This is a genomic window from Streptomyces sp. UNOC14_S4, assembly GCF_020740835.1.
Lineage (GTDB): Bacteria > Actinomycetota > Actinomycetes > Streptomycetales > Streptomycetaceae > Streptomyces.
This window is the reverse complement of sequence record NZ_JAINFC010000249.1, coordinates 1-10,800: the sequence shown is the minus strand read 5'-3', so window position 1 is coordinate 10,800 and position 10,800 is coordinate 1. Positions and strand designations below refer to the sequence as shown.

At 73.1% G+C, this 10,800-nt stretch carries 9 protein-coding genes and 2 pseudogenes; 4 read left to right on the top strand and 7 right to left on the bottom strand.

Annotated elements, in window-relative coordinates; genetic code table 11:
- The 4 genes and pseudogenes from K6I34_RS21760 to K6I34_RS21745 all read right to left on the bottom strand — a co-directional run.
- Nucleotides 1-443 (bottom strand): annotated as a pseudogene (locus tag K6I34_RS21760) (siderophore biosynthesis protein); the annotation flags it as partial.
- Nucleotides 444-573: 130 nt separating this feature from the next.
- A complete protein-coding gene (locus K6I34_RS21755; RefSeq protein ID WP_229328007.1) occupies nucleotides 574-2,091 on the bottom strand; it encodes an acetyl-CoA carboxylase carboxyltransferase subunit alpha/beta in 1,518 nt (505 codons plus the stop codon).
- Between the two features lie 61 nt (nucleotides 2,092-2,152).
- Nucleotides 2,153-2,749, bottom strand: coding sequence for an SMI1/KNR4 family protein (locus K6I34_RS21750; RefSeq protein WP_229328006.1), 597 nt, complete (start codon nucleotides 2,747-2,749; stop codon nucleotides 2,153-2,155).
- Between the two features lie 98 nt (nucleotides 2,750-2,847).
- On the bottom strand, nucleotides 2,848-3,186 hold the full coding sequence (locus K6I34_RS21745) for an MmcQ/YjbR family DNA-binding protein (protein ID WP_229328005.1): 339 nt from the start codon (nucleotides 3,184-3,186) through the stop codon (nucleotides 2,848-2,850).
- A gap of 85 nt (nucleotides 3,187-3,271) precedes the next feature.
- Here K6I34_RS21745 and K6I34_RS21740 point away from each other — a divergent pair, with 85 nt between their 5' ends.
- From K6I34_RS21740 to K6I34_RS21730, 3 genes are all read left to right on the top strand, one after another.
- The gene (locus K6I34_RS21740; RefSeq protein ID WP_229328004.1) at nucleotides 3,272-4,237 is read left to right on the top strand and encodes a MerR family transcriptional regulator; all 966 of its coding nucleotides are present in this window, start codon (nucleotides 3,272-3,274) and stop codon (nucleotides 4,235-4,237) included.
- An 82-nt stretch (nucleotides 4,238-4,319) separates the two neighbouring features.
- The gene (locus K6I34_RS21735) at nucleotides 4,320-5,342 is read left to right on the top strand and encodes a hypothetical protein (RefSeq protein WP_229328003.1); all 1,023 of its coding nucleotides are present in this window, start codon (nucleotides 4,320-4,322) and stop codon (nucleotides 5,340-5,342) included.
- Between the two features lies 1 nt (nucleotide 5,343).
- Complete coding sequence (locus K6I34_RS21730; protein ID WP_229328002.1) at nucleotides 5,344-5,706, top strand: GntR family transcriptional regulator; 363 nt, start codon at nucleotides 5,344-5,346, stop codon at nucleotides 5,704-5,706.
- 27 nt (nucleotides 5,707-5,733) lie between these two features.
- On the opposite strand, the gene K6I34_RS21725 is transcribed toward K6I34_RS21730, so the two are convergent.
- The 3 genes from K6I34_RS21725 to K6I34_RS21715 all read right to left on the bottom strand — a co-directional run bounded on the left by K6I34_RS21725 (nucleotide 5,734) and on the right by K6I34_RS21715 (nucleotide 9,905).
- Nucleotides 5,734-6,240, bottom strand: a complete 507-nt coding sequence (locus K6I34_RS21725; RefSeq protein WP_229328001.1) for a DUF402 domain-containing protein — start codon at nucleotides 6,238-6,240, stop codon at nucleotides 5,734-5,736.
- A 152-nt stretch (nucleotides 6,241-6,392) separates the two neighbouring features.
- Nucleotides 6,393-7,268, bottom strand: coding sequence for a triacylglycerol lipase (locus tag K6I34_RS21720; protein WP_229328000.1), 876 nt, complete (start codon nucleotides 7,266-7,268; stop codon nucleotides 6,393-6,395).
- 243 nt (nucleotides 7,269-7,511) lie between these two features.
- A complete protein-coding gene (locus K6I34_RS21715) occupies nucleotides 7,512-9,905 on the bottom strand; it encodes an excinuclease ABC subunit UvrA (protein ID WP_229327999.1) in 2,394 nt (797 codons plus the stop codon).
- Nucleotides 9,906-10,105: 200 nt separating this feature from the next.
- On the opposite strand from K6I34_RS21715, the pseudogene K6I34_RS21710 reads away from it, so the two are divergent.
- Nucleotides 10,106-10,800: pseudogene (locus K6I34_RS21710) on the top strand (DUF3533 domain-containing protein); the annotation flags it as partial.

The window sequence follows — 10,800 nt, the reverse complement described above, 5'->3', positions numbered from 1 at the left end:
GTCGCGGGATCGTCACCCGGCAACAGCTCGGCGGCCCGGACGGCGTCGCCACCCGCCGCGGCGAGCGCCCGGCGCAGCTCCGCCTTGTTCTTGGCCCGGTACGCGGCCTTCCAGTCCTTGCCGGGCAGCCCGAAGTAGTCGGCCGCCAGGGCGGCTTGGGCCTGGAGGTGGTCGCTGTTGGTGAACACGGCGTCCGGTCGCCACCCTTCCGCCCCGAGCCGCGAGAGGCGGCCGACGACGTCACGGAAGTCGCGCACGTCGCACTCGACGAGGCGGAGCGGAGGCAGGGACAGGGGCGTACCCGCCTTCGCGTACGCGCGCCGGTGCGCGTCGGGCCGGTCGGTGAGCAGCGCGACGTCGAGCCCGAGCCGCCCGGCGGCGGGCAGGAAGCCTTCGGTGACGGAGTCGGTGGGGTTGAGGGCGAGGACACAGAGACGACGCAACGGGGCCTCCCAGCCGAGAAGTCGGGGGCTGATCTGACGCGCCACAGCAGATCTGACGCGCTACCGCCGGTCGAGAACCCTAGGTTAGGCCAGCCTAACCTTGTCAATCATCTTCACCCTCGCGGCCCGTTCACAGCCCGATCCGTCGATACCGCGCCCGGCGAGCGGCCACACGTTCGCCCCGGTTCTGCCGGGTGAGCCCCGCGAGCTCGCTCCCCAGCACCACCCCGAGCCGCTCCAGGAACCCGTTCCCCTCCTCCACCACGACGTCCACGATCCCGTTCGCCAACAGGTCGGCGGACCGCACCCCTTGCCGCTCGGCCACCTCGTACGCCCGTTCCGTCGTCCGGTGCAGGATCGCCGACGCGCCTTCCGGCGGGAGCGGCGACAGCCAGGCGTGCCGGGCGGCCACGACGCGGTCCGCGGGCAGCAGGGCGAGCGCGGCGCCGCCCGCGCCCTGGCCGAGCAGCAGACAGAGCGTGGGCGCGGGCAGGGTCACCAGATCCGCGAGACACCGGGCGATCTCGCCCGCCAGTCCCCCCTCTTCGGCCTCCTTCGAGAGCGCGGCCCCGGCGGTGTCGACCACGGTGAGCAGCGGCAGGTCGAGTTCGGCGGCGATGCGCATGCCGCGGCGGGCGGCGCGCAGCCCGGCGGGCCCGAGGGCCTGCCCGACGGCGGAAGCGTGGCCGTTGTGCGCCCGGTCGTGCGCCAGCCCGCGGTCGTGCCCGAGGACGACGCAGGGCATGCCGCCGACCCGGGCGAGGGCGAGCAGCAGCCCGGGGTCGCGCTCGCCCGCGGCCGTGCCGCTGAGCGGTGTCACGTCGGTGGCGGTGGCCGCGAGCAGTTCCCGTACGCCGGGGCGGCCGGGCAGCCGGGACTGCCGGATGGACTCGGCGGTGGGGACGGGGCCACCGCCGGGCGCCTCCGCCTCGGCGGGGACCCCCGGACTCATCCGGGACGGGGCATCCGAGCACAGCACCCGCAGCGCCCGGGCCGCGACCTCCGCCAGGCGGTCGGCGGGCAGCACCGCGTCGACCAGCCCGTTGGCGAGCAGGTTCTCCGCGGTCTGGACGCCGGGCGGGAACTCCTCGCCGTAGAGGGCCGCGTGGACGCGCGGGCCGAGGAAGCCGATGAGGGCGCCGGGCTCGGCGGCGGTGAGGTGCCCGAGGGAACCCCACGAGGCGAGGACGCCACCGGTCGTGGGGTGCCGGAGGTGGACGAGGTAGGGCAGCCCGGCGGCCTTGTGGTCGGTGATCGCGGCGGCGACCTTGACCATCTGGAGGAAGGCGACGGTGCCCTCCTGCATCCGCGTACCGCCCGAGGCGGGCGCGGCCAGCAGGGGCAGCCGCTCGGCGGTGGCCCGCTCCACGGCCCGTACGAGCCGCTCCCCCGCCGCCACCCCGATCGACCCGGCCAGGAACCGGAACTCACAGGCCACCAGGGCCACCCGGCGCCCGGCGACACGCCCCTCACCGGTGACGACGGACTCGTCGAGCCCGGTGCGCTCACGGGCCGCGAGCAGATCGGCGCGGTACGCGGGGTCGGCCGTGGTCACCGCCACGGGCTCGTCCCAGCTCCGCCAGCTGCCGGGGTCGACCACCGTGTGGACGAGGTCGAGGGCGGACATTCGGGGGCTGTTCGCAGTCATGCGATCACCCTGCCACGGGCCGGACGGCTTTTCGAAGGAGCGGACCGGCCCCGTGCGCGGCTCAGCGGCCCGGGGCCGCCACATCGTCCGTGCGGATGTCCGGCAGCCCCCATGCTTCGAGCGAGCCGTCGAGGAGCTCGGCGAGGAACTGGACGACTCCGCCCTCGTAGTGCCACCACCCGCCGTTGCGCGAGGCGACGGTGACCGGCCAGGCGTCGGGCCCGGGGCCGGTCGTCGTCCAGAGGAAGACGTCGCCGTGGAGCGACTCGCCCCAGGGCAGCAGCCCGCCGGGGGCGGGGTGCGGGGGCAGCCCTATGGACATGCCGCCCTCCCACCAGTCCCGGATCACGGTCTCCAGGCCGTCCCGGACACCGTCCGCCCAGCCCCGCTCGGCACCCGGCCCCGGCAGCGCCACGCTGAGGAAGTCGCCGATCACGAAGGTGGGATAGAGCTCCGCGAGCAGCTTGAAGTCGGCGGGCAGCGCGGTGCCCAGCTCACTCTCCGGCACCGCCCAGCCGAGGGCGGCGGGCTCGGCCCGCCGGTACGCCACCAGCCCGGGCACCGCCCGCTCCAGCACCCGGATCGCCTCGGCCGGATCGCCGATCCGGTGGGCGGGTGCCTGCGTGCCGATGAGGTCGTCGGTGAGGTCGTCGTGCATGCGGATCAGAGTGCCACGGGGCACTGACAACGCCGCCGGGCGGCGAGGGCGACGGCACACTCCTCATCCGCGCCGAAGCCGCCTGAAGGGCCGCCGGGTCACCCCGTCCCCTCCCCCGTCAGCCGTTCCGGTGCCGCCTGGCGCCATGAGTCCATGATGATGTCGCGGAGTTCGTCCAGATCCTCCAGCGCGGCCAGCCGCACCCGTACCCAGGACGAGCTCGCCTCGTGCGGCGGGACCCAGAACTTCTCGGGTTCGGCCGCGATCAGTTCGGTGCGCTCGTGCTTGGGGCAGCGGACCGCGATGGAGGTCTCGTCGTCGGGGACGGTGAGGTACATCTTTCCGGCGACGCGGAACGTGGGCATGCTCCACGCCTCCTTCTCGGCCGTCTCCGGGAGGGACATCGCGATACGCCGGACATCGTTGGAATTGATCACAGCCACAACCCTAGACAGGTGTTCGACGCCCGGCCCTCTCCCCCGCCGCGTACGGTGAGGACGAACCGCGGAAAAGGGGGACCGGGTGGACGACGGAACGCTGACCATCGGGGATCTCGCCCGGCTCGGCGGTGTCCCGGTGAAGACCGTGCGCTTCTACAGCGACCGGGGGCTGCTGCCCGACACCGACCGCAGTCCCGGCGGGCACCGGCGGTACGGGGCCGACGCGCTGGAGAGACTGCGCCGTATCCGGGAGCTGCGGGCCCTGGACCTGCCGCTGGACGAGGTCACGCGGGCGCTGGAGGGGGACGAGGCGCTGTCGGCCGCCCTCGCGGCACGGCTCGCCGGGGTCCGTGACACGCTCACCGCGCTCCGCTGGCAGGAAGCCTCCCTGCACGCGCTCACGTCGGCCCCGCCCGAGGAACAGCCTGAGCTGCTGCGGCTGTTCGGGGCGCTGCCGCAGCCGCCGACCACGGACACGGTCGTGGCCTTCTGGAAGCTGACCTGCCCGGTCGGCCTGCCCGCGCGGGTGCGCGACGCGTTCCTCGGCACCGTCGTGCCCGAGCTCCCGCACGCCCCTACACCTGGCCAGACCGTCGCGTACGCCCGGCTGCACGCCTACACGTCCGACCTGGCGTTCGCCACCCGGGTACGCCGCGACCAGCGCGGGAGCGCGACCGGCCCCTGCGACGGCGCGCCGCTCTACGAGGGCGTCCTGGAGGCGTACGCCCTCGCCGCTTCCGCCGCGGCCGCCGGCCGCACACCTGCCCCCGGCCACGAACTCGACGCCTACGTGGGTGCGTTCGGTACGAGCCGGGGCGAACGTGATACGGCGGACTTCCGTGCCGCGTTGCTGCGCGAGACCGCGTGGACGAGGCAGCCGCGAGTGGCCCGGTACTGGTCCCTGGCCGACGAGGTGTCCCCGGGTACGGGCACGACGGGAGCGGCCCTCGACTGGCTGCTCCGGGCGCTCGAACAGTCGGTGACGGGCGCGGGCGACGCCCCACGTGAGCCGATGCCGCCCCGGGCGTATCAGGCGAACCAGAACTAAGGAGCCGTCAAGATCGCTTGCCAGACAGGGCGTCCCCCGCCTACAAATAGTTCTACTTGAATACGAACAAGTGGAGTTAGCCATGGCACCTGCCTCACCCGCTCCCGCCGCGCACCCCCCGGTGGAGCGGTCGAACCCGCTCCACCGGCGGCGCCTCCTGCTCGCCTCGCTGACCGCCCCGGTCACCTGCGCGGCGGTCGTCGGGTTCTATCTCCGGCTGCGCGACCGGCTGCCCGGGCGGCTGGCGACGCACATCGGGTCCGGCGGCGGTGCCGACGGCTTCTCCGGGCACGGGAGCTTCCTGGCCACGGGTCTGGTGCTGCTGCTGGGCCTCGGCCTGCTCTTCGGACTGCTCGCGCACTCGGTCCGTGCGGCGTCCGGCCTCCAGCGCGGGCTCACCGCGGGCGGCTGCGCGCTGCACGCCCTGGTGGGCTCGCTCTTCGTCGCGCTGCTGTTCGCCAACGCGGACGTCACCGACCCGGAGACCGTGCGCATGACCGGCTGGCAGATAGGGATATCCCTGGCGGTCACGGCCGTGGCGGGAGGCCTCGGGTGGCTGGCCGCCGGGGCCGAACCGGCCGCTCCTCCCGCCGACAGTCCGCCGCCCGCCGAGGCCGCGCGGCTGCCGCTGGCCAAGGGCGAGGCCGTGAGCTGGAGCCGCCCGGTCGGGTCGCGCGTCCTGCCCCTGGCGGGCCTGGCGACCGTGGCGGCCGGTGTCGTATTCGGGTTCACGGTCGGCTGGGGCGGCGTCGCCGTACCCCTGCTCATCGGAGGCGTACCGGTGGCGCTGCTGACGGGCGCACGGGTGACCGTCGACCGGAGAGGGCTCATCGTCGCGCCCAAGCTCCTTCCGCGCCCCCGGCTCACCGTGTCGCTGGACCGTATCGTGGAGGCGAGGCACCGCGAGGTGGACGCCATGCGGGACTTCGGCGGATGGGGGTACCGGGTGTCGCGCGGCGCGAGCGGCATCATCCTGCGCTCCGGCGACGCGATCTCGGCGCGGCTGACGAACGGCACGGAGTTCGCCGTCACGGTCGACGACGCGGCCACCGCGGCCGCCCTCCTGAACAGCCTGGCCGACCGCGAACGCACCCCCGGAGCCTGATGTGTTGTTCCGCGTGGATCCTTCCTCGAACACCCCGCTCGCCGACCAGATCGCCGCGTGTGTACGGGGTGCCGTCGCCGACGGATCCGTACGCGCGGGGGAACGCCTCCCCGCGGCGCGCGACGTGGCGGAGTCCCTCGGGGTGAACATGCACACCGTGCTGCGCGGCTACCAGAGCCTGCGCGCGGAAGGACTGATCGAACTGCGGCGCGGCCGGGGGGCGGTGGTCGTCGCGGGCGCGACGCCGGGGCGGGCCCGGCTCGTCGAGCACGTCCGGGCGCTGGTGGCGGAGGCGCGCAGCCTTGGCCTCTCGGATGACGAGGTGGTGGCGGTGGTCCGTACCTCACTGGGCTGCGGGCCCTGACGAGCCCCGGACGAACCCCGCGCGGCTTTACGCAAGGAGCGGAACGAGACCCTCCGCCCGGGCCGCCGCCTCCAGCTCGTCCAGAGCGGTACGTGCGCGGGAGGCCGCCTCGGGGTCACGGGCCTCCAGCCCGCTCTCCTCGAACTCGTCCTCGTCCAGGCGCAGCACGGTGCCGCCGTCCGCCGAGACCCAGAGGTCGAGGTCCAGGTCCTCGACGGTGACAGTGACGGTGCCGCCGTCCGCGTCCAGGGCGGCGGGGCGGGCGATGTCGCAGTACCAGCCCTTGAGGGTGCCGTCGGCGGAGCGCACCTCCTTGACCGCGTACCAGCGGTCACGCCAGTAGTGCTCAGTGAAGACGTCGCCCGCCTCGAAGCGTACGAAGCCGAAGTCCCTGGCGTCCGGGGCCGCCCAGGGCGCGCGGACGACCAGGTGCGTGCCGTCGTCGCGGACGACCGTCGCGGGATAGCGCAGCTTGGTCCGCGCCCTCTTGGTCAGCGCGACCGTCACGTCGCCGCCTGCCACCAGTGTGTCCATGATGTTCCCAACTCCGCGCTCGGTGCCGTCGGTCGGCCGCAGCCTCTCCCGGCGGTGATCCGCGGGTCCACTGGTTTTCCCGTGCCGATGTACGGCCGGAGGGGCGCCCGTGCCGATGTACGGGTGCCCCTCCCTCGTGCGTTTCCGCCGGCTCAGCCGGTGATCATCGTCTTGCAGGTGGTGGGCGTCGCGTTGGCCGGGTCGAGCGCGTTGAGCGTCTCGTTGAAGGCCAGGCGGTCGATGGTGCCCAGGGTCAGGTGCATGGAGACGTCGACCGGGCAGAGGTCCTGGACGACGGTGTTCCGCACGTTGGGGCCGGAGAGGAACTGCGAGGTGTACGGGGTGACGACCTCGTCGTACTTGGTCGAGATCACCGTGTAGTTGACGCCGGGCACGGTGTCACCGCCCTCGTTGAGGCGGCGCATGAAGTCCGAGCCGACGACCTGCTGGGTGAGGCCGGGGGTGAAGGTCGTGAGCACACCGCGGGCGCCGGGGACCACGTCGAGCAGCTTGGTCAGGCCGGACATGGTGGTGCCGTGGTTGTTGGGGGCGATGCCCACGAGGGTGTTCACCTTGGGGGCGCCACCGAGGAACTTCAGGTAGTAGCGCGGCATCATGCCGCCCTGGGAGTGCCCCACGATGTCGACCTTGGGCGCGCCCGTCCTGGCCAGCACCTCGTCGACGAAGGTGGAGAGCTGCTCGGCGCCCTTCTCGATCGGGCCGAGGCCGTAGAAGGCGGGGATGCCCGGGATCTGGCCGTAGTCGAAGGAGTAGACGCAGTAGCCCTTCGAGACCAGGAGGGGGGCGAGGGAGAACCAGTTGTCGGTTTTGTTCTCCATCGTGCCGTGGACGAGGACGACGGGGCGCGGGTGCGCGGCCGTCGGCTTGCAGGCATCGTTGTTCCAGCCACTGGTGACCGTCGCGGCGTGGGCCGGGGCGGCCGTCGCGAGCGTCGGGGCCACGGCGGCCGCCAGGGTCAGCGCCAGTGCGGGCAGCAGGGCGCGGAAGGATCTCCGGCGCAGCTTCATCGTCGAACTCCTCGCTGGTGGGGGGTCGGGACACGTCGATCCGGCACCGGAACATGTGTGTGTCCGGCGCGTTAAGGGAACGTGAACTTACTTGCGAGTAGGTTGCGGGGTGTTCTTGCTTTCGTCAAGCAAGTTGGTTGAATTGGTCAGTCTGTTTTCGGCCACGGATGTGCGACACCGCGTCGGGAGACCCGACGCGGTGTGCAGGTGTCAGTTCTGCAACCGACCGGCCGAAGACCCTGGTCAGGCCCCCACGTACTCCGCCAAGTGCTCGCCCGTGAGGGTCGAGCGGGCCGCGACCAGGTCGGCCGGGGTGCCCTCGAAGACGACGCGGCCGCCGTCGTGGCCCGCGCCGGGGCCGAGGTCGATGATCCAGTCCGCGTGTGCCATGACCGCCTGGTGGTGTTCGACGACGATGACCGACTTGCCGGAGTCGACGAGCCGGTCGAGCAGGCCGAGCAGCTGCTCGACATCGGCGAGGTGCAGACCGGCGGTCGGCTCGTCGAGGACGTAGACGCCGCCCTTCTCCGCCATGTGCGTGGCCAGCTTGAGCCGCTGCCGCTCGCCGCCGGACAGCGTGGTGAGCGGCTGGCCGAGCGTGAGGTAGCCGAGCCCGACGTCGGCCAGCCGTCGCAGGATCCGGTGCGCGGCGGGCGTACGCGCCTCACCGCCGCCGTCACCGAAGAACTCCTCGGCCTCGGCCACCGGCATCGCGAGCACCTCGCTGATGTCGCGGCCGCCGAGGCGGTAGTCGAGCACCGACGCGTCGAACCGCTTCCCCTCGCAGTCCTCGCAGGTGGAGGAGGTCCCGGCCATCATCGCCAGGTCGGTGTAGATCACGCCTGCGCCGTTGCACGTGGGGCAGGCGCCCTCGGAGTTGGCGCTGAACAGTGCCGGCTTCACGCCGTTGGCCTTGGCGAACGCCTTGCGGACGGGGTCGAGCAGCCCGGTGTACGTCGCCGGGTTGCTCCGCCGCGAGCCGCGGATGGGGCTCTGGTCGACCGGGACCACGCCCGTGCCGGCTGGGATCGACCCGTGCACGAGCGAGCTCTTGCCGGACCCCGCGACGCCGGTGACGACGGTGAGCACGCCGAGCGGGATGTCGACGTCGACGTCCCGCAGGTTGTGCGTCGTCGCGCCGCGGACCGCGAGCGTGCCGGTGGGCTCGCGCACCGTCTTCTTGAGGGCGGCCCGGTCGCCGAGGTGACGGCCGGTGACGGTGCCGCTCGCCCGCAGCCCCTCGACGGTGCCCTCGAAGCAGACGGTGCCGCCCTCCGTACCGGCGCCGGGGCCGAGGTCGACGACGTGGTCGGCGATCGCGATCACCTCGGGCTTGTGCTCCACGACGAGCACCGTGTTGCCCTTGTCCCGCAGCCGCAGCAGCAGGTCGTTCATCCGCCGGATGTCGTGGGGGTGCAGGCCGGTCGTGGGCTCGTCGAAGACGTAGGTGGCGTCCGTGAGCGAGGAGCCGAGGTGGCGGACCATCTTGACGCGCTGCGCCTCGCCGCCCGACAGCGTGCCCGACGGCCGGTCGAGCGAGAGGTAGCCCAGGCCGATCTCCACGAAGGAGTCGAGGGAGTGCAGCAGCTTGGCGAGCAGCGGCGCCATCGAGGGGGCCTCCAGGCCGCGGACCCAATCGGCCAGGTCGCCGATCTGCATCGCGCAGGCGTCCGCGATGCCGACGCCCTCGATCCGCACCGACCGGGCCGCCTCGGCCAGCCGGGTGCCGTCGCAGTCGGGGCAGGTGGTGAACGTCATCGCCCGCTCGACGAACGCGCGGACGTGCGGCTGCAGCGCGTCGACGTCCTTGGCGAGCATCGACTTCCGGATCTTCGGGATCAGGCCTTCGTACGTCAGGTTGACGCCCTCGACCTTGATCTTGGTCGGCTCCTTGTGGAGGAGGTCGTGGAGCTCCCTCTTGGTGTATTTGCGGATCGGCTTGTCCGGGTCGAAGAAACCGCAGCCCCTGAAGATCCGGCCGTACCAGCCGTCCATGCTGTAGCCGGGGATCGTGAGCGCGCCCTCGTCGAGCGACTTGCCGTCGTCGTACAGCTGGGACAGGTCGATGTCGGTGACCGAGCCGCGGCCCTCGCAGCGCGGGCACATCCCGCCGGTGCGGGTGAAGGTCACCTTCTCCGCCTTCCTGGCACCCCGCTCGACGGTGATCGCGCCGCTGGCCCGGACCGAGGGGACGTTGAAAGCGAACGCGCTGGGCGGGCCGATGTGCGGCTCGCCGAGTCTGCTGAAGAGGATGCGCAGCATCGCGTTGGTGTCGGTGACGGTGCCGACCGTGGAGCGGGGGTCGGCACCGAGGCGCTGCTGGTCGACGACGATCGCGGTCGTCAGCCCGTCGAGCACGTCGACCTCGGGCCGGGCCAGGGCCGGCATGAAGCCCTGGACGAAGGCGCTGTACGTCTCGTTGATCAGCCGCTGCGACTCCGCGGCGATCGTGTCGAACACCAGGGAGCTCTTGCCCGAGCCGGAGACGCCGGTGAACACGGTCAGGCGGCGCTTCGGGATCTCGACGCCGACGTCCTTGAGGTTGTTCACGCGGGCGCCGTGCACGCGGATCAGGTCGTGGCTGTCGGCGACGTGCGGCGCGGGCGGCCGCGTGTCCGTCTTCCTGGCCCTGCTCATGGTCTCTCTCCGTCCGTCGGCATCCGTCAGCAGTCCGTCGGCGGCGCCGCCTCCGCCTCCGCGGTCCCGTCGGCCTCGCCCGCCCCGGTCTGAACGGCTTCGAGCGTACGTCCGGCGCTCCCCCGCCGACGCGGGGCGCGGCATCGCCCGAACGGCTCCTCCCGCCTGCGCCCGCCCGCCGGAGCCCGCAGGCTCGGGGCATGGACCGCAACAGCCCCGGCGCCACCCCTGGCCCCGGCCCCGGCCTCACCTTCGCCGAGGAGGTACGGGAGGCGGTGACCGCCCGCGCCGCGCTGCTGGTGATCGGCGCGCTGGTGCTCCAGCTCGCGTTCGTCACGTCGTACATCGGCGCCTTCCACGCCCCGAAGCCGAAGGACATCGCGTTGGCCGTCGTCGCCCCGCCGCGGATCGGCGAGGAGCTCGAACGGCAGCTGGACGCGCTGCCCGGCGAGCCCCTGGACGCGAGCACGGGCATGGACGAGGCCGAGGCGCGGCGGCGCGTCCACGAGCGGGAGGTGGAGGCCGCCCTGGTCGTCGACCCGCGCGGTACCACCGACACCCTGCTGGTCGCCGGGGGCGCGGGCGCCTCGCTCGCCCAGGCGGCCGAGGCCGTCGTCACACGCGCCGAGGCCGCGCAGCGGCGCTCGCTGAAGGTCGTCGACATCGCGCCGTCCGCGGCGGGCGACGCGCGCGGGCTGAGCTCGTTCTACCTGGTGGTGGGCTGGTGCGTGGGCGGCTATCTGTGTGCCGCGATCCTCGCGATCAGCGCCGGGGCCCGGCCCGCCAACCCCCGGCGGGCCGGCTTCCGGCTCGCCGCGCTCGCGCTCTACGCCCTGGCCGCGGGGCTGCTGGGCGCGGTGATCGCGGGCCCGGTGCTGGGGGCGCTGCCCGGCAG